Here is a 25,441-nt window from a genome sequence, read left to right as displayed (position 1 = left end):
TTTTTACATTTTAATAGGAGGAAATGATTATGCAACAATTATCAGCATTAAACCGTAATCAAGTTAAAGATCAACTTAAAAAGACAGATTATGACGTAGTAGTTATAGGTGGAGGTATTACTGGTGCAGGTATCGCATTAGATGCGTCTCAACGTGGAATGAAAGTAGCTTTAGTTGAAATGCAAGACTTTGCACAAGGTACAAGTTCAAGAAGTACTAAATTAGTTCACGGTGGTTTACGTTATTTAAAACAATTCCAAGTAGGCGTAGTTGCTGAAACAGGGAAAGAAAGAGCAATTGTTTATGAAAATGGTCCACACGTAACAACTCCAGAGTGGATGTTATTACCATTGCATAAAGGCGGAAGCATGGGGCCTTTCTCAACTTCTATCGGCCTAAAAGTATATGACTTCTTAGCGGGCGTTAAAAAAGCAGAACGTCGTACAATGTTAAGTAAAGATGAAACAATTAATAAAGAACCACTTGTTAAGCAAGATGGTTTAAAAGCTGGCGGATATTACGTTGAATATCGTACTGATGATGCTCGTTTAACAATTGAAGTAATGAAACGTGCACGTGAATTTGGTGCGGATATCATAAACTATGCTAAATCAAATGATTTCTTATATGACAAAAAGAATAAAATTTCTGGTATAGAAGTTACTGACTTATTACAAAATGAAATTTTTGAAATTAAAGGTAAACGAGTAATTAATGCAGCAGGACCTTGGGTAGATGAAGTAAGAGGTAAAGACTACTCAACAAACAATAAACAACTTAGATTAACTAAAGGTGTGCATATTGTAATCGATCAAAGTGTATTCCCATTACAACAAGCAGTATACTTTGATACTGAAAATGATGGCAGAATGATCTTTGCAATTCCTAGAGATGGAAAAGCATATGTAGGTACTACAGATACGATATATGACAATGATAAATCATCACCTAAAGTTACAGAAGAAGACCGTCAATATTTACTTGATGCAATTCATTATATGTTCCCTACAGTTAAAGTAGAAGATAAAGATATAGAATCTACATGGGCTGGCGTAAGACCATTAATCTTCGAAAAAGGTAAAGATCCTTCAGAAATTTCACGTAAAGATGAAATTTGGGAAGGCGACTCAGGATTACTTACGATTGCAGGTGGGAAATTAACAGGTTACCGTCACATGGCTCAAGACATTGTTAACTTATTAAGCAAACGCCTAAAAGAAGAATACAAATTATCATTCAAACCATGTAACACTAAAGAAACTTATATTTCTGGTGGTAACGTTGGTGGTAGTAAAAATTATGAATCATTTGTTGAAAGCAAAGTTAAAGAAGCTAAAAACTACAACTTATCAGAAGATGCAGCACGTTACTTAGCTAGAAAATACGGTTCAAACGTAGATGAAGTATTTGAAATAGCGCACGCTACGCAAGTTGCAGATGTTAATTTACCAATAGAAGTATATGCTGAAGTAATTTACAGCATTCAAAAAGAAATGGTTCATAAACCAACTGACTTCTTAGTACGTCGTTCAGGACGTTTATACTTCGATATCAACTATGTGTTAGAACATAAAGACGCTATTGTTGAAGTAATGGCGAAAGTATTAAATTACGATAATGACAGCAAACGTGTATATAAAGAAGAATTAGAACAAGCAATTAAAGAAGCGGTTAATCCAAACGATCAACCAGCAATCGTAAAATAATAAAAATATAAAGTATATTAAATTCTAACAAATGTTAGAGTGAACATAAGCTGCCCAAAAGTTATGAAAATTTTGGGCAGTTTTTTTGTGCTAAAATGTACATGAATGAAAAAATAACAGTATTAATATATAGTGTGGTTAATATATTTTTAAGCAGTATAGAATTTGCTATAATGATTCAAAGGGAGGCGAATGTCTTTGAGACGATTTAATCATAGAATCACTTTATCTACAGGACAAACTTTAGAAGTTACGATAGATAAATCAGATGAAAAACCATTAGGCATCATACATATTTTGCATGGTGTGGCTGAACATAAAGATAGATATGATCACATTGTAGAATATTTATGTAAGAGAGGTTTTCATGTTATTCGCCATAATCACCGTGGGCATGGCATTAATATTGAAGAGTCTACGAGAGGGCATTTTAATACGTTACAAGATTTAGTAGATGACGTAAAAGAGGTAGGAGACACTTTTAGAAATGAATTAAATTCAGATTTGCCTTATATATTACTAGGCCATTCAATGGGCTCGTTAATTGCTAGAAAATTTGTACATGACTATCCAGATGATGTTGATATTTTATTGTTATCAGGTACGGTCGTATATTCTAATTTACGAGGTAAATTGAATTTATATGGATTAAAAATAGTGAATTTGTTTTTAGGTAGTAGCACTAAGTCTAAATTTATTAACAATATTGCATTTAAAACAACGAACCGAGAACATAAAGATTTAAACAAAGATAATAAATGGATTAGCGAAAGTGATGAGAACCGTGAACAATACGAACAAGATACCTATGCTGGATTTCCAGTTTCGCATAAAGTGTTATTAGAAACCGTCAAAGCAACTGTACAAACTAAAAAGCCAAGTTTCATTAAAAAGCAAAATTTTAATATGCCTATTTTACTTGTATCAGGAAAAGAAGATCATTTCGGTGGGTTTGGAAAAGGTATTAAACAATTAGCTTCTATTTATAAACGTTCAGGTGTTAAACATGTCACCGTACAATTATATAAAAATAAACGTCATGAAGTCTTATTTGAAACGAATCAATATGCCGTTTACGAACATTTATATAATTGGTTAATCATGCAAATTAAATTATTAGAAAAAGAGGAATCCCCCAATGAATGATAAACCATTAATTGCAATAGTAGGTCCAACTGCTGTTGGCAAAACAGAATTGAGTATTAAATTAGCTAAAGCGTTAAATGGGGAAATTATAAACGGTGATGCTTTTCAAATATATAAAGGGTTAGATATCGGTACTGCAAAAGTGACCGAAGAAGAAAAAGAAGGTATCGTTCATCACTTAATCGACGTTTATGAACCTGATGAACCATATTCTGTTTACAAATTTAAACAAGATTTCACAGAAGTAGTAGATGATATTCATAGTAGAGGTAAATTACCAATTTTAGTTGGTGGAACGGGATTGTATGTTCAATCTGTTCTGTACGATTATCAACTTGAAGAAGAAGATATTAGTTCGGAAAAAATGGAAATTATTAAAAATAAATTAAAAGAATTATCTAATTTTACAAATATTGAATTGCACAATTATTTAAAAGAGTTTGACCCAGAAACCGCGTCAACAGTGCATCCAAACAATCGTAAAAGAGTTGAGAGATCTATTGAATTTTACTTGAAAACTAAAAAAACTTTAAGTGAAAGAAAGAAAAGCCAGACATTTTCTGGAAAATATAGTACAATATTAGTTGGGATAGAAATGTCGCGCGAAATATTATATGAAAGAATTAATATGCGTGTGGACATGATGTTGCAGCGAGGATTATTAAGAGAAGTGTCTAATCTTGTTGAGGAAGGGTATGAATATTCGCAAAGTATGCAAGCCATTGGATACAAAGAATTAATACCTGTAGTTAAGGGAGAAATAGACATAGAAACTTCTAAAGAACAAATCAAGCAAAATTCACGAAGGTACGCCAAGCGTCAAATGACATGGTTTAAAAATAAAATGAATGTTACTTGGTTTCAACGGGATAAACAGTCTTTATCAGAAATCGCGGACAACGTAATCCAATTATCCAAGTGAAGGGGAAAGTCATATGGCAGAGAAAGAAAATATTCAAGAAGTATTATTGGAGAAGTTCAAATCAGAAGGTACTGAACTGACAGTATTTTTACTGAATGGATTTCAAATGAAAGGCAAAATCGTCAATTTTGACGATAATGTTGTGCTATTAGATATTCAAGGGAAAGAAAATCTAATTTACAAACATGCTATTTCAACTTTCGTAGATGCGCAAGACGAAGAAAATAAAGAAAACGAATAAAATCTTGTGACGAATAACAGAGGCTGAGACAAATTAATTGTCTCAGCCTCTGTTTTGTTAAAAAGACGTTCTATATTGTGTCTATATTTTATAAGACTTCTTCTATAGAACTTCTTAATTGTTCTGGACTTTTTTGTGGAGAGAAACGATTAACGACATCTCCATCTTTGTTAACTAAAAACTTCGTAAAGTTCCATTTAATCGATCCGTTTAAAATACCTTTTTTAGCAGATGTAAGGTAATCATAAAGTGGATGCTGTTCTGAACCTTTAACTTTTATTTTTTCGTGCATAGGAAAAGTGACACCGTAGTTTAATTTACAGTTTTGATACGCTTCATATGAGTCGCCGGGTTCTTGATTACCAAACTGGTTACAAGGAAAACCGAGTACGACAAAATCTTTATCTTTATAATCTTGATAAAGTTCTTCTAATCCTTCAAATTGTGGAGTGAAACCACATTCACTAGCAGTATTAACGATTAATATTGCTTTTCCTTTATATTCAGATAATGAATATTTCTCACCGTTTGTTTTCGCAACTTCGAAGTCATAAATGGACATTGCAATCACTCCTTTTCTTATTTCCATTATAATCAAAAATTAATCAAAGTCATATCAATATGCATATCGATTTATATGTTAAAATGAAATTAAAGAGAGCGTGATAAAATGAAAAATGATATGAAATCGACTAAACGTGATACTGAAAAGGTAATATTACTAGCTTTTCATGATAAAAAAATTGATGAAGCTACTTTTCAATCAACAGTTGATGAGTTGAAATCTTTAGCAACAACGAGTCAACTTGAAGTGATAGAAGTATTCACTCAAAAAAGAGAAAGACCTGACCAACAATATTATTTTGGTAAAGGGAAAATCGAAGAAGTTATTGAATTTATAGAACTAAACGACATAGAAGTTAATGCTATTATTGCTAACGATGAATTAACAACTGGACAATCTAAACATTTAGACGAGTTGTTTAATACGAAAATTATCGATAGGACACAGCTTATATTAGAAATATTTGCTCAAAGAGCATCTAGTAGAGAAGGACAATTACAAGTTGAACTTGCTCAATTAGATTATTTGTTACCAAGATTGTCTGGGCACGGAAAAAGCTTGTCGCGTCTTGGAGGCGGAATAGGTACAAGAGGTCCAGGTGAAACGAAATTAGAAACAGATAGAAGACATATTAGAACGAGAATGAATGAAATAAAGCATCAGTTAGAAACAATTGTTTCCCATCGTTCAAGATATAGAGAGCGACGTCAACAAAATCTAGCTTACCAAGTTGCATTGATAGGATATACGAATGCTGGTAAATCTTCGTGGTTTAATCAGTTATCAAATGATGAAACATTTGAACAAGACTTACTGTTTGCTACATTAGACCCAAAATCAAGAGCCATTACGATTAATAATGGGTTCAATGTCATATTGTCCGATACTGTTGGATTTATTCAAAAATTACCTACGACACTTATTGCAGCATTTAAATCAACTTTAGAGGAAGCGAAGTACGCCCAATTGCTTATTCATGTTGTAGATGCAAGTCATCCTCATCATATGGAACAATATGAGACGGTAATGTCTCTAGTCAATCAGCTAGAAATGGGACATATCCCGATGCTAGTCGTCTTTAATAAAAAAGACATGGTTGAAAGTGCTCAATTAGCCGTTTCTGAACATTCTATATTCGTATCTGCAAGAGATGTTAAAGATAAAGTTAAAGTGAAAGAAAAATTAGTACAAATGATTAAAGAAACGATGGAATATTATGAAATGACAATTCCATCCACAAATGCTGATCAATTATATTGGCAAAGAACACACACTTTAGTGGAGACATTAGAATTCGATGAAGAAACGAATTCATATCACATTAAAGGTTATAAACAAAAATAAGAGGTAGAATAATGGAACAAAAATTAAATAAATTAATCAAAGAAGTAGAAACTGAATTAAGACCGTATTTCGATGGCATAGAAGAAAATGCATTGACTGCTCAAGAACGTGTATTAGATGCATTTCATGATGTGAAAATTACTGAATCGGATTTAGTAGGCACAACAGGATATGGTTATGATGATATTGGACGTGATCATTTAGAAGAAGTTTACAGTAAAGTATTTAAAGCAGAAGATAGTTTAGTTCGTCCACAAATTATTTCTGGTACACATGCCATAACGTTGGCGCTAAATAGTCAGCTTAAATATGGTGAAGAATTATTATATATAACAGGTACACCATATGACACACTGTTAGAAGTTATTGGTGTGAATGGAAATGGTATTGGCAGTTTCCTAGAACAAGGTATCTCATATAACGAAGTTCCATTAAAAGAGCATGAGATAGATATGGACGCCGTTTTTGAAAGCATCAACGAAAGCACAAAAGTCATTGCAATTCAAAGATCGAAAGGATATAGTTCAAGACCTTCATTAACCATCGATCAAATTGAAGTTGCTATAAAACTTATTAAAGCTAAATATCCAAATATCATTATATTTGTAGATAATTGCTATGGAGAATTTGTAGAAGATAGAGAACCTATTGAAATAGGTGCAGATCTTATAGCGGGATCACTTATTAAGAATCCAGGTGGTGGACTTGCTAAAATAGGTGGATATATTTCGGGGAAACGTGATCTAATCGAACGATGTGCGTATCGTTTAACGGCACCAGGAATAGGTAAAGAAGCGGGTGCATCTTTAGGAAGTTTACCTGAAATGTATCAAGGATTCTTTTTAGCGCCGCATGTTGTCAGCCAAAGTCTGAAAGGTGCTTTATTCACATCATTATTATTACAAAAGTTAAATATGACAACTACACCACATTATCAAGATAAACGAACTGATATTATACAGTCCGTTACATTTGATACAAAAGAACAAATGATTGCATTTTGTCAGTCAATTCAACACGCATCACCAATTAATGCGCATTTTAGTCCTTTACCAAGTTATATGCCAGGTTATGAAGATGATGTCATTATGGCGGCAGGTACATTTATTCAAGGATCATCAATTGAATTAACTGCTGATGGCCCTATAAGAGCACCGTATGAGGCGTATATACAAGGTGGTCTCACTTATGAACATGTTAAACTAGCTATTACACGAGCTGTAAAAAATTTAATCAATAATGAACTTGTTGTATTATAATTTTTATGTAAGGTTTTCTAACATTTATTTGTTTTCTGAAAATTTATGTGCTAAATTTATTTTAAGTTCTTAATAGAAGGAGGCGGTCGTGCTGTCAAGAGACATAATTAGAAGAAACATGGCCGTGTTCCCTATTGGTGTTGTGATTAAGTTAACAGAGCTTACAGCAAGACAAATCAGATATTATGAAAGCAATGAGCTAGTCTCACCCAAAAGGACTGAAGGTAATCAACGGTTATTTTCTTTGAATGACCTTGAAAGATTACTTGAAATTAAAAATCTTATCGAAAAAGGTTTTAACATGAAAGGGATTAAACAAATTCTTTTACAAGAACAAAACGACCTTTCTGATGAAGAACTGAAGATGAGAGAGCGGGTAATTAGAGGAACTTCTAAAACAGAAGGACCACTTAACCGTGGAGATTTATCAAGATTTTTTAAATAAAAACTGGAGGATAATCACATGGCTAAACAATCATTTACAAAGGAAGACATTTTTCATTTTGCTGACGAAGAGAACGTGCGTTATTTAAGATTACAATTTACGGACATTTTAGGAACAATCAAGAACGTAGAAGTACCAATTGCACAATTAGAAAAAGTTTTAAACAACGAAATGATGTTTGACGGTTCTTCAATTGAAGGATTCGTGCGAATTGAAGAATCGGATATGTATTTATGTCCTGACCTAGATACTTGGGTAATTTTCCCTTGGACTGCAGGTAAAGGTAAAGTAGCACGATTAATCTGTGACATATATAGTCCGGATGGTTCCCCATTCCCTGGTGATCCACGTACAAACTTGAAACGTGTATTAAAAGAAATGGAAGAACTCGGATATACAGATTTCAACTTAGGGCCTGAGCCAGAATTCTTCTTATTCAAATTAGATGAACAAGGAGAACCAACATTAGAACTAAATGATAATGGTGGATACTTTGACTTAGCACCAACAGACTTAGGTGAAAACTGTCGTCGTGATATCGTTCTAGAACTAGAAGATATGGGCTTTGATATTGAAGCTAGTCACCACGAAGTAGCACCAGGTCAACATGAAATAGATTTCAAATATGCTGATGCAATTACAGCATGTGACAACATCCAAACATTCAAATTAGTTGTAAAAACAATCGCTCGTAAACATAATTTACATGCAACATTCATGCCGAAACCATTATTTGGCGTGAACGGAAGTGGTATGCACTTTAACGTTTCTTTATTCAATGGTAAAGAAAATGCATTCTTCGATCCTAACGGAGAAATGCAATTAACAGATGATGCATTTCACTTTATTGCGGGTATCTTGAAAAACGCACGTGGATTTACAGCAGTATGTAACCCATTAGTAAATTCATATAAACGTTTAGTACCAGGTTATGAAGCGCCATGTTACATTGCATGGAGTGGACAAAACCGTTCACCATTGGTAAGAATTCCAGTATCACGCGGATTATCAACACGTGTTGAAATTCGTTCAGTAGACCCAGCAGCTAATCCATACTTAGCATTAGCAGCAATTTTAGAAGCTGGTTTAGATGGTATTAAAAACAAATTAACACCTCCAGAATCAGTAGATCAAAACATCTATGAAATGGATAGAGAAGAACGTGAATCAGTAGGCGTTCAAGACTTACCATCTACACTTTACACAGCTGTTAAAGCAATGAGAGAAAATACAGTTATTAAAAAAGCATTAGGAAATCATATCTATCGCCAATTCATTCAATCTAAATCATTAGAGTGGGACTACTATCGTACCCAAGTGTCTGAATGGGAAAGAGAACAATATATGAAGCAATATTAATTGCTAAAACCCTTGAAGCATATAGCTTCAAGGGTTTTTTATTGTGAAAAATGAAGTATCAAACTATGCTCGAAATAAATGATGAATTGTTACAATAATTTTCAATTAAACCTTTTTTTATAATCTAGTATATTATTAAGTGAGGGGGGGATTTTATGTATATTCCAAAACATTATCAAAAGAAGGATTATCAAGAAATTAAGAAGTTTTTAACAACTTATAATTTTGCAACGATTGTTACAAATGATGGAACAATGCCAATTGCAACACATTTACCAGTTAACATTGAAGAAACAAATGATGCATTAGTGATTTCTGGACATTTTGCTAAAAATAATAATCAATGGAAAACGATTGAGAATAATGACAATGTACTGATCATATTTCAAGGTCCACATGCGTATATTTCTTCAACTTGGTACGAAACAGAAGATATTCCAACATGGGATTATCAAAGTATTCATGTGTATGGGAAAGGGCGTTTATTAAACGAAGCACAGCTAGAAGTAGATTTGAAAAAACTGTTGGATAAATATGAAAGCCATCATGAAGATGGAGCAACATGGGATAATTTATCACCTCAAACTCAAAAACAAATTAAAGGTATAGTAGGGTTTAAAGTAAAAATAAATAAAATCGAAGCTGCTTATAAATTAAGTCAAACACGTAGCGAAACCGATAAAGAAAATATTGTAATTAACTTAAATCATAGTGATGACCATAATGATAAAAATTTAGCACGAGAAATTGAAAAAGAAAATAAAAATAAATAAGAGCTTGAAATATCATTTCCTTTCTTAAAAAAAATCACCCAATCCGTTAGACTCATTTTCGGATTGGATGATTTTTTTTATTTTTGAATACCTTTTGATATAATTTAGCAATATTTTGAGAATCAACGCTATCTGATAAATCTATAAAATAATCTTGTTGCCAGTTTTGTGTTTGGGTAGCTGTCTTATTTAAATTTTCTTCCCAACTAGGATAAACTCTCATAGCCATTTTTCCTTTTATATTATTATGACTTATAATATGTTTCTTAAGCAGTACTTCTTTTGGAATGATGAATTGACCTTTTTTAGCGGCATCCATTATCGTAATGATCAGTTTGTCTGCTGATTCTCCATAAGTATAGGGTCTGTTCTTATTGTTTTCATCTTTAACCCAAAATACGACGAAATATCCTTTTTTATTCGGTGTCTTTTTAGCGCGTCTACTTCTATATGTATGATTAGCGAGTCGGAAATAACAGCTTTCATATTCGATATTCAAAGGTTCTATATTTAGGTCTTGAATGGTATGATGTTCCTCTAAAACGTCTCGTGTAAATTTGATTGACTCGAACAACTGATCAACTCCAATTTTATTTATCGTTATGATTTCATTAAAAAAACATATACACATATTATATCAAAGTCTTTACTTTTTAAGGTGGATTGATATGATTAAATAAATTAAAAAGATGTCGGAGGATACTTAATGATTAGAAATGCAACTGAGCATGATTTGAATGGTATATTAAATATTTATAATGATGCAATTGTTCATACAACAACTGTTTATACATACGAGAAAACAAATCTTGAGGAAAGAAAAGAATGGTTTAATAGTAAACTGAAATCCAATCTTCCAGTACTAGTATTTGAAAAAGATGGTGAAGTTGCTGGTTTTGCTTCTTACGGTCCTTTTAGAGATTGGGCAGCTTACCAATATACGATTGAGCATTCCATTTATGTAAACCCTAATTATAGAAGACAAGGCATTGCTTCACAGTTATTAGATCAATTAATTTTAATTGCAAAAGAAAATGGATATAGAACGATGGTAGCAGGTATCGATTCATCAAACGAGGGTAGTGTGATACTTCATAAGCGAAAAGGTTTTAAACACGTTGGTACACTTGAAAAAGTGGGATATAAATTCGCAACTTGGTTGGATTTAGTATTTTATCAAATCGATTTGCATGACTAGTATATAGATAGTTTCAAAATTGATTTGTTTTTGGAGTTGTTATGATGAATAAATGATGAGAAGAGGTATAAGCATATATGCAAATCTTTAGAATAAGTGAAGATCATGAAATAAGTGCTAAATTTTTAGATAATCGCAGACTGTCTAAACAAGTATTAGAACTATACCAGATTATTAATGTTTGTCTAGCAAAGTTGGGATATATAAAAGGCGATACCCGTTATCTTAATCATCCGATTGTAAAACATGTGTTTAATAATGGCCAACCTTATTTATTAGATGCATATCAAATATTATTAGAAATGGATAAAGAACATAAAAGAAGAGGCGGAAAAAGATCGCTTGAATTTGAACATAAAATTCAAACAATGGGTGAAGTCATTAACTTAGGACTTCAAGATGGTGTGCTTTCAAATGAAAAATTACCGCCATTTTATGTATACGGTGATTGTAAACTACTAAGTGATAAAGCATACTTAGAATATCAAAAATTACTATATTTAAAGTGGTCTCAAGACAATATAGCACCTCGTTGCAATGTGAGAAGGTGATGAAATGAAAAGTAGGTCAGAGATTGAAAAATTGTGGAGATATGAAAAATATAACGTAATGATGCATAGCCAAAAGGCATATTTAGATATTAGAGAATCACTAAAAGGTAACTTGTCGTATGAAGCGTTAGAATTTAAAATTAAAACAGCTAAAAAAACAGAGCCAACTAAAGGATCAATTATGAATACATTTGATCATATGTGGGGATATTTCAAAAAAATTGCAACCAACGAGGAAAAAGCTCAATATATAAAATATAAAGAGCAATTTCAAAGCAATCATATTAGCGCTCATGAATTACTGCAATTTATACATCAGTTAGCAGTGAAATATGAACAAACATATTTATTAGAATCTACAATTTTACATTAATTATTTATCAGTTTGAACATAAATAATTTGTTTCTTCGCTACATTTATGATGTGATCAGGTGTTTCAATTAAAAGATGTTCGAAACCATCTTTAAGTAACTCTTCTACTTTAATCTCGATATGATCAACAGTCATAATATAAACGTTCTTGTTGGCTTTTAACCCTTTTTTTATCGCGGTACTAAATTCCATTAGAAACACTCCTATATAATATATTATATAAAGTCTATCATATTAAAAATATTATATAAATGATTGTTTATATAATATAAGGGTAAATATTAAGTGTTAGATTTATGAATAGGAGGTTATTCATCATGGATGAAAGTGTTTATCATGAAATGTGGAGTACTTTAAAAAAAGAAGTGGATTTTAATTTAGTGGAACTTCAATACAAAAAAGAAGAAACTGAGTCTCCTGGATTAAAAAAAGCGAAAAAAATGATTGAGCATTTAGAAGCAGAATTTATTAAAGAATCATAAACGGTCAAAATCATTAACTATCACTCAAATTTGTTTTGTTATTTTACACACATTGTGTATAGAAGTTTAATTTGTATTAATTTACATCAATTGCCCCTAGCCTCACTTAATATAGTTTTGTAGTATTTATATATTAAGTTTTTTTTGGAGGCAGTTATGTTTTTTGATGAGAAGATTTTAGTATTTGAAAACCTAAAGAATAATTACAATCAAGAAGATGCAAAAAATATATTTTTGAAACATTCCATTGATTATGACTTTATTACAGTAAGTAGCCAGTCGATTATGTTAGGCGGGTTAAACTATCATTCAGCAAACGATAAAGAACAATTTATAGCTGAGTTTAACGATTATTTAGGGAACTAGAAATGATTGTTAACCTGCCGATAAAGTCACTGACTATGTCGGCAGGTTTTTTTTATGTTACAAAAACGTCACTTTATATATGATATTGTTAGTTCACATTAGGGTATTACTATAAAGTAGGAGATATAATGAATTTATAGTTGAAGGAGGGGTATAATGTTAGTTAATAAATGGATATATATTGCATTAGCAGTTCTATTAGGCAACTTTGGTGTTCATAAATTTTATGCACAAAAGCCCGTAGTAGGTTTGTTACATTTAGCTTTTTGTTGGACGGGAATCCCACATATTATAGCGATAATAAGTGCTGTTTTAGCACTTCTAAGACCATCAGATGAACAAGGGAACATCCAAGTTTAATAGTATTTGAAACTAAATAGCAAAAGTGTCTAGGACATAAATTTCCTAGAAATTAAAAAAGAGTAGAAATTCATAATTAAAATTGAATTCCTACTCTTTTTCTTATAATCGAACCATACCCTAGGCAAACCTGCACGAACAAAATCGTAAATTTTATAGAAAAACAACTCGTTTCTAGCTGAATGAATCAGTGAAATGAGTTGTTTTTTTGAGTTTGGATTTATGTACCAGCTTCTTTTTTGATATTTATTGATTATTAATATCTAAATATAGTAGTTTAACTTGATCTTTTAATAATTTAATATCCACTGGTGTTTCAAATAATATTTCGCCATCTATGTCTAATTTTGCATGTGGATCTGTTTCTAAAGATGCTGATTCGCAAGAAATATGTGTGATACTTTCGCTAATTTCATTCCAATTCATGCTATCTTTTACTTTGAAAAAGTCATTAATGATACTAAAGTTTTGTTTGTCGAATATAAAGATATTCATCTTGCCATCGTTTGGTGATAAATCTTCTAATGGAATTTTACTACCACCAACATTTTGACCATTTGCTACTAAAATCATGGAAGTTTCACCAGAATACTCTTTTCCATCTGCTATTAATTTATAGTTATAAATTTCAGGATTTGAAACTGTTTTTATTGTAGAAAATACATAACTGAACTTACCAAATAATTCTTTTTGATTAGATTCAACGTTCTCTGCATTTTGAACCATTAAGCCTATACCAGCAAAGTTAAGTGCATATGTACCATTTACATCTAAAACATCAAACGATTTAATTTGACTATTTAATAAATCTTGAGATGCTTGCATTGGTTTTTGAGAAAGATTTAACGTTTTTGTAAAATCATTGAATGTTCCTCCAGGCAACACACCAATCGGTATTTGTAGATTGTTTTCTACAACGCCATTTATAAGTTCATTTAAAGTTCCATCGCCACCTAGTATGAAAAAAACATCAAAAGAACTAACATGATTATTTTCAGCGATTTCTTTGCAATACGATTTAATTTGTCCTTCTTCTTTACTTAATTTTATTGTTAAGTCATCACAAAGCTGCGTTAAGTTTTCAGTAACTTGTCCAAGTTCTTTGTATATATTACCTTGTCCAGCTGCTTTATGATAAAATAATATGCCTTTATGAAAATGTTGTGTCATAAATATATAACCTCCTGTAATCGTTCTTTTATTACATTACCATTTATTTAGATGTATAAACAGTTTCAAGTTCATGAATTATTTATGTTAAGATAAATAAAAGTTAATATTTATGGGGGAGGATAACGATGACATCACAAAATGATTATATTAATTACGATATGCAGAAAAGAACCGAACCTCTATTAGGTGTAGTTATTCATAATGATGCCAGTGAATTAAATGCAAATGAATGGCGCGAAGTATTAATAAATGCACCTGAAGAACGATATGTACAAGGGATCGCACATTACTATATTGATCGGAATCAACAATGGCAAGCAATCGATACTGAAAATATCGCATGGCATACTGCTCATCCTATTGGCAATGAACAATATATCGGTTACGAAGTGTTAGAATCTCTTTCAAGTACGGATGAAGAATTTTTATTAAATGAACAAGAAACATTTCGAACAATAGCGACAGACATGATAGATTATAATTTAACGCCAAATAGGGAAACAGTGAGACTACATTTAGAATTTAGTGAAACTGAATGTCCGCACCGTTCATTAGAAATTCATACGAATTGGAAAACAACAGTTGATGGTATGCCAGATGAATGGATTATCAATGAGATGAAAGATTATTTTATCGAACAAATAAACCAGTATATGCTGAATTAAGTACACACTTAACATTTCAAGGTTATGATTAGTCTTCGTGCTACCCCTAGACAAACATGCACTTTCAAAATCATGAAATTTAAAAATATAAAAAGGTCTCTTCACTAGGTTATAACCTAATGAAGAGACCTTTAATTTATTGTGCATATTGTTGTTGAATTTGAACTAATGCATTATAGAATAATTCAGGTTGTTCAGGACCGTTATAATTACCTATCTCTAATGCATTTAAAGAAGCTTTTTCAGGGTTAGTTAGTCCACCTTCGTACTTTTGTCTCCAATCTGCATTAATGGAGTTTAAATAGGCATTAGAGCCTGTTTCGTTATAAATTTGTTGTGCTTGTTCAGATCCAAGTGCTGAAACTGTTTGATTATTGCTTGCAGAAGCATTTGCATTTGTAGCTGAACTTGTATTTGCAGCTGATTGATTCGCATTGCTTTGAGCCGAATTATTATTTGATGAAGCATTTGCATCAGCTGAACTATTATTTGAATTACTGGCGTTACTTGTTGCATCAGAACTTGAAGTTCCATTGTCATCTGAAGAATTGGAACTGTTAGAATTAGAGTCAGAAGAAGCACTGCTATTACTAGCGTCTGAATTGTTATTATCTGTACTTTCAGAAGGTTTATCATTGCTCTCAGAGTCAGCGTTAGCATCATTGTTAGATTTACTATCGCTATCAGAATTAGAATCTTTATCGGATTTACTATCTCCTGATTTTGAAGAATCGTCAGATTTAGATGAATCTTTACTTGCAGAAGAATCATTTTTGCTACTATCGCTATCTCCATTGCCACAAGCTGCTAAAAATAGGAATGAAGATAATAGCAACATTATAAATTTCTTCATGTTAGAACCTCTTTTCTATTTATATGTTTGACACTTATGTATCAACATTAATTGAATACCACTATAAATTAAAATCAAACTAAATTCATTAATAAATTTTTATAGTTTTTTTCAATTTTAATAATAAACCTTAAATAATGTTTGTTTTATGTAAATGGATTGTAAAATTTATGATTGTCTATATGTTCAATGATTTAGATTTTTCTGATAAATCGGTATAATGACTGTATATGATAAAAATAGGGGGCATTTTTGATGACTAAACAAACAATTGGATTTGTAGGAACTGGTGTCATGGGGAAATCTATGGCAGAGCATTTAATTAAAGAGGGATATACAGTAAATGTTTTTAATAGAACAAAATCAAAAGCTGATTCACTAGTTGAACAAGGTGCCGAGTGGTGTGATACGGTTAAATTATTATCGCAGAATAGTGATGTTATTATTTCTATCGTAGGATACCCTAAAGATGTTGAATCCATTTATTTAAGTGAAGAAGGCATTTTAAACCACGCTAAAGAAGGTAGCATAGTCATTGATATGACAACTTCAAGTCCAGCATTAGCTGAAAAAATTTATAAAAAAGCTAAATCTCAAAATATTAAAAGTTTAGACGCACCTGTTTCAGGTGGAGATGTAGGTGCGAAAAATGCAGCACTAACAATTATGGTCGGAGGAGATGAAGATGCATATCGTCAAGTAGAGAACATCTTCAAAGTTATTGGCAAAAACGTTGTATATCAAGGTAAAAGTGGTAATGGTCAACATACGAAATTATCTAACCAAATAGCGATTGCAGCTGGAATGTTAGGTGTAGCAGAAGCAATTATTTATGCAGAAGAAGCAGGTTTAAATATAGAAAAAGTGTTCAATTCTATCGAACACGGTGCAGCAGGTAGCTGGTCATTATCTAATTTAGGACCAAGAATGGTTAAAAATGATTATGCAGCTGGATTCTATGTTAAACATTTTATAAAAGATATGAAAATCGCGATTGAAGAAAGTGAAAAAATGGGACTATATATGCCTGGTTTACTTAAAGCAAAAGAAGTATATGATGCCCTTAGTGAGGCAGGATTTGATGATAACGGCACACAATCTGTTATACAATTGTTAAAAAATCAAATTGAAAAGAGGTAGCATTATGGAATTAAATGAGTATCAACAACTCGCATTAAGAACGATGTCAGACATAAAAAGAGATCCAGAACAAAGCTTAATTAATGGTGCTTTAGGACTAACAGGAGAAGCAGGCGAAGTCGCTGATATCGTAAAAAAACATGTGTTTCATGGTCATGAATTAGACGAGCAAGAATTAAAGAAAGAGTTAGGGGATGTATTGTGGTATATCGCTTGTTGCGCTAAAGCACTCGATATGGATTTAAATGATATAGCCATGTCCAACATAGCAAAGCTTGAAAGACGATATCCAAATGGTTTTACTAAAGAAGATTCACTAAATCGTAAAGATTAAACAATAAATAGCTATTGGATAATTATTACAAAACTGATAAAATGAAAGGAGAATGAAAACGCTTACTTAGGAGGTACCTGATTTGGAAAGAAACGAACAATATTTATCAATAGATGAATTAAAACAGATTATGTCTGACTACCCATTTCAATATATTGTTTGTGGACAATGTGCGATTGATTTATTTCTAAACGAGTACACATATACAAAGGAACTAATGAGTATAACAGTAAGTAGAGAAGAAGTAGATTTGTTGACAAATTACTTTTTAGAACACCAATATCAGTTGGTAGTCAAAACACCTTTATACGAACTAGAAGAAATCAATGCTAGCGATCTTTATAATTATACTAAGTTTTATGTATATGATAAAAAAGCACAATGTAGGATTATTATAGTGTATATTTATGAGACGAAAGATGACAAATGGCAATTTAGACATGATCACAATATAGAAGTGGAAGACTATAAAATATATTTTCATAGTTTAGAAACTGATGTTAAATATTTACGTCCAGAGATTCAAATGATGTATAAACTATATCATGAACTGAGACAAGACGACATATATAAATATCAAAGACTGATTCAGCACTTAAGTTATTATCAATTTTTCATGCTTAGAAAAGTAATTGGAAAAGATAAATTAAATCAAATTATTTTGTCAGAAACATAAAAAGGTTGGGACAAAAATACTTATACTTAAAATAAAGAGATATTCAGTAGGTTATAGCCTACTGAATATCTCTTTTTTGAATCTTACGATTTTGAAAGTGCATGCTTGCCTAGGGGTATGGTTCGAGCCTGTAGTCTCTCTCGCATACTATTCCCTCAGGCGTCAGCACTTTACAAAATCGTGCGAAGTAATTATAAAGATTTTTTGCTATTTATCAAGTGAAGCCTGACATGATAAAATCACGGGTTCTATTTATCATAAAGTAAAAAGCGTAAATTCTTGTTGTATAAAGAATTTACGCTCTTTTAAATGATTTAAATAATTTGTGTAGTTTCTTTAGCGAAATATTCGTTATATATTGCTTGAACAGCTATATCAGAATATTGTTCATCTATACCAAACATCATTGAAATTTCTGAAGAACCTTGGTTAATCATATTAAGGTTAACTTTATTTTTACTTAACGCTTTTGTAGCGCCTGCTGCTGTGCCGATTGCTTTGTTCATGCCTTCGCCAACAATCATTAATATAGCTAAATCATAATCTATAGTAAGTTCATCGACTTCGATTTCTTCTCGAATTTTATTTAACACGCGTTCTTCTTTTCCTTTTATTTGTGCGCTTCTCATGATAATACTTAAATTATCAATACCAGAAGGAATGTGTTCGATAGAAATATTCTCTTCTTCTAATATGCTAAGAACTTTTCTTGTGAATCCTACTTCTCTATTCATTAAGTATTTTTTGACATTAATGATTGTGAAACCTTTGTCACAGCTTACGCCAGAAACAATATGAGATAAGTTTGAAATTTCTCTTTCACTTACTATGAAAGTGCCTTTATCATGTGGTCTGTTCGTATTTTTAATAACGACGGGAATGCGATCTTTGTATAGTGGCTCTAAAGCTTCGTCATGGAAGACACCAAATCCTGCATAAGATAATTCACGCATTTCTCGATATGTGATTTCTGGGATCACTTCTGGTTGCGAAACCACTGTTGGATTTGCACGGAATATACCTGATACATCAGTGAAGTTTTCGTAAAGACTTGCTTTTATACCTCTAGCTAAAATAGCGCCAGTAATGTCAGAACCTCCACGCGGAAATGTTACGATATCGTCGTTCTCAGAATACCCAAAGAACCCAGGTATAATAAGGGTTTCATCGTACTCACGCAATTGATAAATTTTTTCATATGATGATTCTAATATCATGGCATTTCCTGGTTCATCTGTCACAATAATGCCTGCTTCTTTTGGAGATAAATAACGTGTTGGATAGCCTAACTGATTATTATATTGTGCAATGATTTTTGCATTAAAATTTTCTCCGCAACTTTTCAATGCATCTAATAATCGCTCAGGTTGATTTTTGTATACATCAATTAAGTATAGCAAGTTATCCTTTATTTCTTTTAAAATAGCATCGTCCATTTCAAGCTCTGTAACAATTTCTTCATAACGTTCAATAATTTGTCGTAGTTTGTTTGAATAATCCAAATTATTGATTACTTTGTCATATAAACGGATGAGTAAGTCTGTTGTTTTAATATCTTCTTTGAACCTTTTACCTGGCGCTGATACAACGACAATTTTTCTTTCATCATCAGAGTTGATAATGTTTAATACTTTTTTAATTTGTACACTATTCGCGACGGAACTTCCGCCAAATTTTGAAACTTTCATTTTATCAGTCCTTTTACTGGGGGTAATGTAATTGTAACTCTTTACAAAGCTAGAAATAATGATAATATTACTATTAATTCTAATTATTCAAACTTTACAAAAAACTTTAATGAATTTATACTATAATAAAGTTGAGTCTATTTCAAGTAGACATTTGTATTTTTAACAAGAACAATATATTTAAGGTGAGTGAGAAAATGAAAGTATTAAATGTAGCAGTATTAGGTCTCGGCACTGTCGGAACAGGCGTCGTAAAGATTGTAGAAGAAAATAAAGAGCAAATAGAAGATACAATAGGTAAATCTATACATATTAAACATATTCTCGTTAACTCAACGAGTAAGAAGCGAGCAATTAATACTTCTAGCTATCATTTAACTGAAAATATTGACGATATTTTAAATGATGATGAATTAGATATCGTTGTAGAAGTAATGGGTGGAATTGAACCAACTGTAGAATGGTTGAAAGCATTCTTATCTAAAGGTATTCATGTTATTACAGCAAACAAAGATTTGTTAGCTGTACATTTAAGAGTCTTAGAAGACTTAGCAGAAAAAAATAAAGTTGCGTTAAAGTATGAAGCAAGTGTTGCAGGTGGTATACCTATTGTTAATGCGATTAATAATGGATTAAATGCAAATAATATCAATCAATTTATGGGTATATTTAATGGGACATCTAATTTTATACTAAGCCAAATGACTCGAGAAGGTAAATCTTATGAAGAAGCATTACAACTTGCAACTGATTTAGGATATGCAGAAGCCGATCCAACTGATGATGTTGAAGGTGTAGACGCAGCTCGTAAAGTTGTCATTACGAGCTATTTATCATTTAATAGAGTTATTTCCTTGGATGATGTCGAAAGAGTAGGTATTTCAGATGTTGAAATTGAAGATATTAAAGTTGCAGAAAGATTAGGATACAAAATAAAATTAATAGGTCAAGGGAAATACGAAAACGGTGAAGTGGTTGCAAGTGTAAAACCAACATTACTTCCAAATAGTCATCAAATGTCTCATGTTGAAGATGAGTATAATGCTATATATGTTATAGGTGACGCTGTAGGAGATACGATGTTTTATGGTAAAGGTGCAGGAAGTTTAGCTACAGGTAGTGCAGTCGTTTCAGATTTATTAAATGTAGCTTTACAATTTGAATCTGATTTACATACTTTACCGCCTCACTTCGAACTTAAGACTGAACGAACTAAAGAAATCGTTGAAGAAGAAGTTGTTAAATTCCCGTTAAAAAATAGTCATTTCATAATTGTTGAAACCGACAAAGAAGAAGACGTTTTAAGAGATGAGATTAAAGCGACTATAGAGTTTCATAGAAGCGTGAAAGTAGAGCAACGTACAGAAAATACTTACGGTATTGTTATTAGAGGTATTGACGAGTTGCCAATTAAATCATTAAAAGAAAACGGCTTAAACATTGTTAAATACTATCCAATTGAAGGAGACAAATAATATGGGAAGATGGCAAGGATTAATTCATAATTATAAAGAATATTTACCGGTAAATGAAAGTACACCTAAATTAACTTTAAATGAAGGAAATACGCCTTTAATACATTTACCATATTTATCAGATAAATTAAATATCAATTTATTTGCTAAATTTGAAGGACTTAACCCAACTGGATCATTTAAAGATAGAGGAATGGTTATGGCCGTTGCAAAAGCTAAAGAAGAAGGAAAGAAAATTGTTATTTGTGCTTCGACTGGTAATACTTCAGCATCTGCTGCGGCATATGCAGCTAGAGCTGGATTAAAAGCGATTGTTGTAATTCCAGAAGGTAAAATTGCACTTGGAAAATTAGCTCAAGCTGTGATGTATGGTGCTGAAATTGTATCAATTAAAGGTAATTTTGATGAAGCATTGAACATCGTTAAAAAAGTAGCAGAAAACGGCGAAATTGCATTAGTTAACTCTGTTAACCCTTATAGAATCGAAGGTCAAAAAACAGGTGCATTTGAAATTGTTGAACAACTTGATGGCAAAGCACCAGATTTATTTGCGATACCAGTAGGGAATGCTGGGAATATTACAGCATATTGGAAAGGTTTCAAAGAATTCGATAACTTAAACCAATCAGGTTTACCAGTAATGTGCGGTTTTCAAGCAGAAGGTGCTTCACCAATCGTTCAAGGTAAAGTTGTTAAAAACCCTGAAACTGTAGCTACTGCAATTAGAATTGGTAATCCAGCAAGCTGGAAGTTAGCAGAAGCTGCACGAGATGAATCTAAAGGCTTAATAGATAGCGTGACTGACGAAGAAATCTTAAAAGCATATAAACTGATGACGAGTAAAGAAGGTGTCTTCAGTGAGCCTGCAAGTAACGCTTCTATTGCTGGATTGTTAAAGTTACATGAACAAGGTAAATTAGAGCCTAATCAAACTGTTGTTGCTATCTTAACGGGTAATGGATTGAAAGATCCAGATACAGCTATCGACTTGTTAGATTCGCCAATTACACCATTAGAGAATGATGAACAAGCTATTATTGATTATATTGAGCGTGCATTAAAATGAAAAAGTTAAAGCTTAAAGTACCAGCGTCAACAGCTAACCTAGGAGTAGGTTTTGATTCTATCGGAATGGCTCTTGATAAATATTTAGAGGTTGAGGCGCATCTTTCAGAAGATAAAAAATGGCATTTTGAACATATAGGTCCACATTTGAAAGGATTACCAAATGATGAACAACACTATATTACAAAAATTGCTCAAACAGCTACAGCAAAATTCTCTAAAAGTATGCCAGCATTAAATTTGAAAATGTATAGCGATATCCCTTTAGCAAGAGGTTTAGGTAGTTCAGCTTCAGCTCTAGTGACTGGATTATTTCTCGCAAACTATTTTGCAAACTTAAAGTTATCTAAATACGAATTATTGCAGCTTGCAACTGAAATTGAAGGTCATCCAGACAACGTAGCGCCTACAATTTATGGTGGTTTAGTGCTCGGTGTTTATGATCCTGAAGTGAAACAAACAGATGTTTCATATATAGATATTCCAAAAGTTGATGTTATTGCTACAATTCCTGAATATGAATTATCGACGGAAAAGGCACGTAAAGTATTACCTGAAACATTATCTTTGAAAGACTCTGTCAAATATAGCGCAATAAGTAATACAATGATTAGTGCTTTAATTCAACATAATTATGAATTGGCAGGTAAAATGATGATGAAAGATGGTTTTCATGAACCATATAGACAACATTTAATTCCTAACTTTGAAAACATTAAAGCATTAGCGCTTGAGTATGGGGCATACGCTACAGTAATTAGTGGTGCTGGTCCTACAGTTTTAACTTTAATTAAAAAAGAGTTGAGTGGTAAACTCGTTAGAGAATTGCAAAATAGATTCCAAGATTGTGAATCTGAATTAGTCACAATCAATCGATATGGTGTTAGCCAAAAAATTATTAATTTATAAACGAATGATGAGATGCTTATATTCTGTATATGATAGAATATAAGCATCATTATATTTTAAGGAGATAAACATGGCATATAAATACATAGTAATGGATATGGATGATACACTTTTAACTTCAAAAAATGAGATAAGTGAAAAAACATATACATATTTAAAAGAAAAACAAAAAGAAGGTATGAAATTAATACTTGCATCTGGAAGACCGACAGCTGGTATGATGAAACACGCTGATGCACTAGATTTAAAAAATAATGGTGGATACATTGTCAGCTATAATGGCGCATTTGTTATAGATGCGAAAGATAATAATGTTGTGTTTAAACAAACGATCAATAAAGATGATGCAAATAAAATTATCGATTATTGTAGAACACAAAACTTCTTCTATTTAACATATATAGACGATCAAATTATACATGATAGAACGCACGAATATATGAATATCGAAAGTGATTTAACGGGCCTTCCTATGAAAAAAGTTGATGATATTAAAGATGTTATTAACGAAGATGTACCTAAAGTGATGGGCGTTGATTACGAAGAGAATATTGCAAAAGCAAATAGCGAACTTAATGGTGAATTTAGTCATGAAGTATCTTCAACGATAAGTAAGCCATACTTTTTAGAATTTATGGATGGACAAGTTTCGAAAGGGAAATCATTACAAAAATTATTTGATCAAATTAACGCTGGTTTTTCTGAAGTGATTGCATTTGGTGATAGTTTAAATGATTCAGACATGCTAGAAAAATCTGCTGTTGGCGTAGCGATGGGAAATGCTAACGATACAATAAAAGGTATTGCAGATTTAGTTACAGATGATCATGATAACGACGGTATTGTAACAGCATTAGAAAAAATACTGGCTCAATAATAAGGTATAACACTTTCTTGAGATACTAATATCTTAAAAATCTAAAAAGCAGCAGAAATTCAAATTTGAATTTCTACTGCTTTTTTAATGTTTGGTTGTCAATATCGGTCTTCATTAAATGAAATTGAAGTCATTTCAATAACGAGTATAGACTTAGCACCGAGTATTTTTAACTGTTGTACTAAATCATCAATTTCAGTTTTATGTCGTAATCTTTCTACAAAAACAATGATTTCATCATATTGATCTATATCTAAATTATATAAATAATGTGTGATCGTTCTTTCGAGTGGAGACATAAAGCTTATTTTTTTATTAGAGTGTTTTAAAGTACTTGAATCAAAATTAAATCTTGTTGTTCCTTGCACATATACATCTTTGCCAGGTAAATAACGAGCAATCTGGAGAGGCGCATACAAGAACTCACCAACGCCAATAACGAGCTTCGGTGAATCATCTAGTAAATCATTTAACAACTCTCCCATACGCTGAAACAACGCTTCAGAAGTTTGTTGTTCTTTGCCATTCAATGTAAATCTACCTGTTGAAATGAAATATGGATTATCATGAATCGTTTCATCTCGTAACATATTTTGTGCTTTTACGATGAAATGATCATTAATAACATTTCTAAAAGAATGATATTGTACTTTAGTTTCTTGATGTTGATTTTCTAAAAATTCGTTTTGTATTAAATCTTCGGTTGCATGCTCTATTTCTTGAACTTCAACATCAAAAGTCATGAGCGATATAATATTAATTTTAATATTCAAAGATTTTTCTAAGCTAGAAAAAGATTCTTTAACACTTGATGATCTTAAATCTATCGGTGTTAATACAGTAAACGTTTCTCTTTCAGGGTATTTATCATAAATCTTTTTAATAAGGTTTAAGACAGAATTACCATTTAATAAATGGTTGTCAATAATAGCAATACGTTCGTCGTTATCAAAGAAATCTTTATCTTTTGTATAAAAGAATAAACGTTCTAGTGGATCAACGATATCTTTATGATCTAACAAAGGTGGATGTGATATGATTTTATCTCTTGTAGAGGCTAAAAACATAACTTCATCTTCAAATAAACTAAATATTGATTGGCCTAAATTAACAGCACGTTCGCTTAATCCAATGAAACGAGTGGGTGGGTAGTGACCGAGTTTATTTGCCTCTATTATATTTAATGCTTGAATCATTTTACCGCGATTTTTACTATTGATTGCTTTCGCAATACTATGAATGCGTTCATCTGTTTCACCAGTTAAAGATTCATGGTATAAAAAACCTAATAATAAACCAATAAGTAAAGGATGTTCCGGGTAAAGTCCTCTAGAATAACCTAAACAAGGTGAAACAGGAATAAAAGGAAATTCAGAATTTTCTTCTTGTGTAATTGCCAACATTTCATCAATTTCAAAATCAAATCTATTTTTAACGACTTTTACTTCAACTTGCTTTTCGTTATCTAAAGGAAAAACTTTGCTTACGTGGGACAT

30 protein-coding genes are annotated in these 25,441 nt (G+C 31.8%); 23 read left to right on the top strand and 7 right to left on the bottom strand.

Annotated features, from left to right (window positions below; all coding sequences use genetic code 11):
- The first annotated feature begins 29 nt into the window (after window positions 1-29).
- From PYW35_RS07485 to hfq, 4 genes are all read left to right on the top strand, one after another.
- Entirely contained in the window at window positions 30-1,706 is a 1,677-nt protein-coding gene (locus tag PYW35_RS07485) for a glycerol-3-phosphate dehydrogenase/oxidase (protein WP_103322954.1), read from the top strand.
- A 198-nt stretch (window positions 1,707-1,904) separates the two neighbouring features.
- Window positions 1,905-2,852, top strand: a complete 948-nt coding sequence (locus tag PYW35_RS07480; protein WP_169925693.1) for an alpha/beta fold hydrolase — start codon at window positions 1,905-1,907, stop codon at window positions 2,850-2,852.
- On the top strand, window positions 2,845-3,774 hold the full coding sequence (miaA, locus tag PYW35_RS07475; RefSeq protein ID WP_103322952.1) for a tRNA (adenosine(37)-N6)-dimethylallyltransferase MiaA: 930 nt from the start codon (window positions 2,845-2,847) through the stop codon (window positions 3,772-3,774). The genes PYW35_RS07480 and miaA overlap by 8 nt, the downstream gene beginning before the upstream one ends.
- Window positions 3,775-3,787: 13 nt before the next feature.
- Complete coding sequence (gene hfq, locus PYW35_RS07470; protein ID WP_016911571.1) at window positions 3,788-4,015, top strand: RNA chaperone Hfq; 228 nt, start codon at window positions 3,788-3,790, stop codon at window positions 4,013-4,015.
- A gap of 88 nt (window positions 4,016-4,103) precedes the next feature.
- Here the strand turns inward: hfq and PYW35_RS07465 are convergent, their stop codons facing one another.
- Window positions 4,104-4,577: a glutathione peroxidase gene (locus tag PYW35_RS07465; protein WP_103322951.1), complete on the bottom strand. Its 474-nt coding sequence runs from the start codon at window positions 4,575-4,577 to the stop codon at window positions 4,104-4,106.
- A gap of 108 nt (window positions 4,578-4,685) precedes the next feature.
- On the opposite strand from PYW35_RS07465, the gene hflX reads away from it, so the two are divergent.
- The 5 genes from hflX to PYW35_RS07440 all read left to right on the top strand — a co-directional run bounded on the left by hflX (window position 4,686) and on the right by PYW35_RS07440 (window position 9,760).
- A complete protein-coding gene (gene hflX / locus PYW35_RS07460) occupies window positions 4,686-5,924 on the top strand; it encodes a GTPase HflX (protein ID WP_016912285.1) in 1,239 nt (412 codons plus the stop codon).
- A gap of 11 nt (window positions 5,925-5,935) precedes the next feature.
- Window positions 5,936-7,183, top strand: a complete 1,248-nt coding sequence (locus PYW35_RS07455; RefSeq protein ID WP_103322950.1) for a methionine gamma-lyase family protein — start codon at window positions 5,936-5,938, stop codon at window positions 7,181-7,183.
- 88 nt (window positions 7,184-7,271) lie between these two features.
- A complete protein-coding gene (locus PYW35_RS07450) occupies window positions 7,272-7,628 on the top strand; it encodes a MerR family transcriptional regulator (protein ID WP_016912283.1) in 357 nt (118 codons plus the stop codon).
- A gap of 18 nt (window positions 7,629-7,646) precedes the next feature.
- Window positions 7,647-8,987 (top strand): type I glutamate--ammonia ligase, encoded by a 1,341-nt coding sequence (gene glnA / locus PYW35_RS07445; RefSeq protein ID WP_016912282.1) that lies wholly within the window; start codon window positions 7,647-7,649, stop codon window positions 8,985-8,987.
- Between the two features lie 155 nt (window positions 8,988-9,142).
- Window positions 9,143-9,760 (top strand): FMN-binding negative transcriptional regulator, encoded by a 618-nt coding sequence (locus tag PYW35_RS07440; RefSeq protein ID WP_103322949.1) that lies wholly within the window; start codon window positions 9,143-9,145, stop codon window positions 9,758-9,760.
- Window positions 9,761-9,812: 52 nt separating this feature from the next.
- Here PYW35_RS07440 and PYW35_RS07435 read toward each other — a convergent pair whose 3' ends face one another.
- The gene (locus PYW35_RS07435) at window positions 9,813-10,334 is read right to left on the bottom strand and encodes a MepB family protein (RefSeq protein WP_103322948.1); all 522 of its coding nucleotides are present in this window, start codon (window positions 10,332-10,334) and stop codon (window positions 9,813-9,815) included.
- A gap of 132 nt (window positions 10,335-10,466) precedes the next feature.
- Between PYW35_RS07435 and PYW35_RS07430 the strand changes: the two genes are divergently transcribed.
- The 3 genes from PYW35_RS07430 (at window position 10,467) to PYW35_RS07420 (ending at window position 11,882) form a co-directional block, all read left to right on the top strand.
- Window positions 10,467-10,958, top strand: coding sequence for a GNAT family N-acetyltransferase (locus tag PYW35_RS07430; protein WP_103322947.1), 492 nt, complete (start codon window positions 10,467-10,469; stop codon window positions 10,956-10,958).
- A 77-nt stretch (window positions 10,959-11,035) separates the two neighbouring features.
- Window positions 11,036-11,509: a pyrimidine dimer DNA glycosylase/endonuclease V gene (locus tag PYW35_RS07425; RefSeq protein ID WP_103322946.1), complete on the top strand. Its 474-nt coding sequence runs from the start codon at window positions 11,036-11,038 to the stop codon at window positions 11,507-11,509.
- A 4-nt stretch (window positions 11,510-11,513) separates the two neighbouring features.
- Window positions 11,514-11,882: a YbgA family protein gene (locus PYW35_RS07420; protein ID WP_103322945.1), complete on the top strand. Its 369-nt coding sequence runs from the start codon at window positions 11,514-11,516 to the stop codon at window positions 11,880-11,882.
- On the opposite strand, the gene PYW35_RS07415 is transcribed toward PYW35_RS07420, so the two are convergent.
- Window positions 11,883-12,074, bottom strand: coding sequence for a hypothetical protein (locus tag PYW35_RS07415; protein ID WP_016912274.1), 192 nt, complete (start codon window positions 12,072-12,074; stop codon window positions 11,883-11,885). It lies immediately after the preceding gene.
- A gap of 125 nt (window positions 12,075-12,199) precedes the next feature.
- Between PYW35_RS07415 and PYW35_RS07410 the strand changes: the two genes are divergently transcribed.
- The 3 genes from PYW35_RS07410 to PYW35_RS07400 all read left to right on the top strand — a co-directional run bounded on the left by PYW35_RS07410 (window position 12,200) and on the right by PYW35_RS07400 (window position 13,090).
- Entirely contained in the window at window positions 12,200-12,364 is a 165-nt protein-coding gene (locus PYW35_RS07410; protein ID WP_169925685.1) for a hypothetical protein, read from the top strand.
- 156 nt (window positions 12,365-12,520) lie between these two features.
- Window positions 12,521-12,730: a hypothetical protein gene (locus PYW35_RS07405; RefSeq protein ID WP_103322737.1), complete on the top strand. Its 210-nt coding sequence runs from the start codon at window positions 12,521-12,523 to the stop codon at window positions 12,728-12,730.
- A 156-nt stretch (window positions 12,731-12,886) separates the two neighbouring features.
- Window positions 12,887-13,090: a TM2 domain-containing protein gene (locus PYW35_RS07400; RefSeq protein WP_103322736.1), complete on the top strand. Its 204-nt coding sequence runs from the start codon at window positions 12,887-12,889 to the stop codon at window positions 13,088-13,090.
- A 246-nt stretch (window positions 13,091-13,336) separates the two neighbouring features.
- On the opposite strand, the gene PYW35_RS07395 is transcribed toward PYW35_RS07400, so the two are convergent.
- On the bottom strand, window positions 13,337-14,260 hold the full coding sequence (locus PYW35_RS07395) for a diacylglycerol/lipid kinase family protein (RefSeq protein ID WP_103322735.1): 924 nt from the start codon (window positions 14,258-14,260) through the stop codon (window positions 13,337-13,339).
- A 128-nt stretch (window positions 14,261-14,388) separates the two neighbouring features.
- Between PYW35_RS07395 and PYW35_RS07390 the strand changes: the two genes are divergently transcribed.
- Window positions 14,389-14,928: an N-acetylmuramoyl-L-alanine amidase gene (locus tag PYW35_RS07390; protein ID WP_016912269.1), complete on the top strand. Its 540-nt coding sequence runs from the start codon at window positions 14,389-14,391 to the stop codon at window positions 14,926-14,928.
- Between the two features lie 136 nt (window positions 14,929-15,064).
- Here the strand turns inward: PYW35_RS07390 and PYW35_RS07385 are convergent, their stop codons facing one another.
- On the bottom strand, window positions 15,065-15,781 hold the full coding sequence (locus PYW35_RS07385; protein WP_103322734.1) for a hypothetical protein: 717 nt from the start codon (window positions 15,779-15,781) through the stop codon (window positions 15,065-15,067).
- A 255-nt stretch (window positions 15,782-16,036) separates the two neighbouring features.
- Between PYW35_RS07385 and PYW35_RS07380 the strand changes: the two genes are divergently transcribed.
- From PYW35_RS07380 to PYW35_RS07370, 3 genes are all read left to right on the top strand, one after another.
- Window positions 16,037-16,921, top strand: coding sequence for an NAD(P)-dependent oxidoreductase (locus tag PYW35_RS07380; protein ID WP_103322488.1), 885 nt, complete (start codon window positions 16,037-16,039; stop codon window positions 16,919-16,921).
- A 4-nt stretch (window positions 16,922-16,925) separates the two neighbouring features.
- The gene (locus tag PYW35_RS07375) at window positions 16,926-17,255 is read left to right on the top strand and encodes a nucleoside triphosphate pyrophosphohydrolase family protein (RefSeq protein ID WP_103322487.1); all 330 of its coding nucleotides are present in this window, start codon (window positions 16,926-16,928) and stop codon (window positions 17,253-17,255) included.
- Between the two features lie 82 nt (window positions 17,256-17,337).
- Complete coding sequence (locus tag PYW35_RS07370; RefSeq protein ID WP_103322486.1) at window positions 17,338-17,931, top strand: hypothetical protein; 594 nt, start codon at window positions 17,338-17,340, stop codon at window positions 17,929-17,931.
- Window positions 17,932-18,245: 314 nt separating this feature from the next.
- Here PYW35_RS07370 and PYW35_RS07365 read toward each other — a convergent pair whose 3' ends face one another.
- Complete coding sequence (locus tag PYW35_RS07365) at window positions 18,246-19,619, bottom strand: aspartate kinase (RefSeq protein WP_103322485.1); 1,374 nt, start codon at window positions 19,617-19,619, stop codon at window positions 18,246-18,248.
- Window positions 19,620-19,816: 197 nt separating this feature from the next.
- Here PYW35_RS07365 and PYW35_RS07360 point away from each other — a divergent pair, with 197 nt between their 5' ends.
- The 4 genes from PYW35_RS07360 (at window position 19,817) to PYW35_RS07345 (ending at window position 23,945) form a co-directional block, all read left to right on the top strand.
- Entirely contained in the window at window positions 19,817-21,094 is a 1,278-nt protein-coding gene (locus PYW35_RS07360; RefSeq protein ID WP_016911673.1) for a homoserine dehydrogenase, read from the top strand.
- 1 nt (window position 21,095) lies between these two features.
- A complete protein-coding gene (gene thrC, locus PYW35_RS07355; protein ID WP_016911672.1) occupies window positions 21,096-22,160 on the top strand; it encodes a threonine synthase in 1,065 nt (354 codons plus the stop codon).
- A complete protein-coding gene (gene thrB, locus PYW35_RS07350; RefSeq protein ID WP_103322484.1) occupies window positions 22,157-23,068 on the top strand; it encodes a homoserine kinase in 912 nt (303 codons plus the stop codon). Before thrC ends, thrB begins: the two co-directional genes overlap by 4 nt.
- Window positions 23,069-23,138: 70 nt before the next feature.
- Window positions 23,139-23,945, top strand: coding sequence for a Cof-type HAD-IIB family hydrolase (locus PYW35_RS07345; protein WP_103322483.1), 807 nt, complete (start codon window positions 23,139-23,141; stop codon window positions 23,943-23,945).
- A 98-nt stretch (window positions 23,946-24,043) separates the two neighbouring features.
- Here the strand turns inward: PYW35_RS07345 and PYW35_RS07340 are convergent, their stop codons facing one another.
- The gene (locus PYW35_RS07340) at window positions 24,044-25,441 is read right to left on the bottom strand and encodes a phosphoribosyltransferase domain-containing protein (protein ID WP_103322482.1); all 1,398 of its coding nucleotides are present in this window, start codon (window positions 25,439-25,441) and stop codon (window positions 24,044-24,046) included.

Origin of the sequence: Mammaliicoccus vitulinus, assembly GCF_029024305.1 — a bacterium.
Lineage (GTDB): Bacteria > Bacillota > Bacilli > Staphylococcales > Staphylococcaceae > Mammaliicoccus > Mammaliicoccus vitulinus.
The sequence above is the reverse complement of the archived record's forward strand: the minus strand, read 5'-3'. Positions and strand labels throughout refer to the sequence as shown.

Coding starts and splice junctions, on each gene's coding strand:
- PYW35_RS07485 (WP_103322954.1), top strand. CDS start 30: ATGCAACAATTATCAGCATTAAACCGTAATCAAGTTAAAGATCAACTT.
- miaA (WP_103322952.1), top strand. CDS start 2,845: ATGAATGATAAACCATTAATTGCAATAGTAGGTCCAACTGCTGTTGGC.
- hfq (WP_016911571.1), top strand. CDS start 3,788: ATGGCAGAGAAAGAAAATATTCAAGAAGTATTATTGGAGAAGTTCAAA.
- PYW35_RS07465 (WP_103322951.1), bottom strand. CDS start 4,577: ATGTCCATTTATGACTTCGAAGTTGCGAAAACAAACGGTGAGAAATAT.
- hflX (WP_016912285.1), top strand. CDS start 4,686: ATGAAAAATGATATGAAATCGACTAAACGTGATACTGAAAAGGTAATA.
- PYW35_RS07455 (WP_103322950.1), top strand. CDS start 5,936: ATGGAACAAAAATTAAATAAATTAATCAAAGAAGTAGAAACTGAATTA.
- glnA (WP_016912282.1), top strand. CDS start 7,647: ATGGCTAAACAATCATTTACAAAGGAAGACATTTTTCATTTTGCTGAC.
- PYW35_RS07440 (WP_103322949.1), top strand. CDS start 9,143: ATGTATATTCCAAAACATTATCAAAAGAAGGATTATCAAGAAATTAAG.
- PYW35_RS07430 (WP_103322947.1), top strand. CDS start 10,467: ATGATTAGAAATGCAACTGAGCATGATTTGAATGGTATATTAAATATT.
- PYW35_RS07425 (WP_103322946.1), top strand. CDS start 11,036: ATGCAAATCTTTAGAATAAGTGAAGATCATGAAATAAGTGCTAAATTT.
- PYW35_RS07420 (WP_103322945.1), top strand. CDS start 11,514: ATGAAAAGTAGGTCAGAGATTGAAAAATTGTGGAGATATGAAAAATAT.
- PYW35_RS07415 (WP_016912274.1), bottom strand. CDS start 12,074: ATGGAATTTAGTACCGCGATAAAAAAAGGGTTAAAAGCCAACAAGAAC.
- PYW35_RS07410 (WP_169925685.1), top strand. CDS start 12,200: ATGGATGAAAGTGTTTATCATGAAATGTGGAGTACTTTAAAAAAAGAA.
- PYW35_RS07405 (WP_103322737.1), top strand. CDS start 12,521: ATGTTTTTTGATGAGAAGATTTTAGTATTTGAAAACCTAAAGAATAAT.
- PYW35_RS07400 (WP_103322736.1), top strand. CDS start 12,887: ATGTTAGTTAATAAATGGATATATATTGCATTAGCAGTTCTATTAGGC.
- PYW35_RS07395 (WP_103322735.1), bottom strand. CDS start 14,260: ATGACACAACATTTTCATAAAGGCATATTATTTTATCATAAAGCAGCT.
- PYW35_RS07390 (WP_016912269.1), top strand. CDS start 14,389: ATGACATCACAAAATGATTATATTAATTACGATATGCAGAAAAGAACC.
- PYW35_RS07385 (WP_103322734.1), bottom strand. CDS start 15,781: ATGAAGAAATTTATAATGTTGCTATTATCTTCATTCCTATTTTTAGCA.
- PYW35_RS07380 (WP_103322488.1), top strand. CDS start 16,037: ATGACTAAACAAACAATTGGATTTGTAGGAACTGGTGTCATGGGGAAA.
- PYW35_RS07375 (WP_103322487.1), top strand. CDS start 16,926: ATGGAATTAAATGAGTATCAACAACTCGCATTAAGAACGATGTCAGAC.
- PYW35_RS07365 (WP_103322485.1), bottom strand. CDS start 19,619: ATGAAAGTTTCAAAATTTGGCGGAAGTTCCGTCGCGAATAGTGTACAA.
- PYW35_RS07360 (WP_016911673.1), top strand. CDS start 19,817: ATGAAAGTATTAAATGTAGCAGTATTAGGTCTCGGCACTGTCGGAACA.
- thrC (WP_016911672.1), top strand. CDS start 21,096: ATGGGAAGATGGCAAGGATTAATTCATAATTATAAAGAATATTTACCG.
- thrB (WP_103322484.1), top strand. CDS start 22,157: ATGAAAAAGTTAAAGCTTAAAGTACCAGCGTCAACAGCTAACCTAGGA.
- PYW35_RS07345 (WP_103322483.1), top strand. CDS start 23,139: ATGGCATATAAATACATAGTAATGGATATGGATGATACACTTTTAACT.
- PYW35_RS07340 (WP_103322482.1), bottom strand. CDS start 25,441: ATGTCCCACGTAAGCAAAGTTTTTCCTTTAGATAACGAAAAGCAAGTT.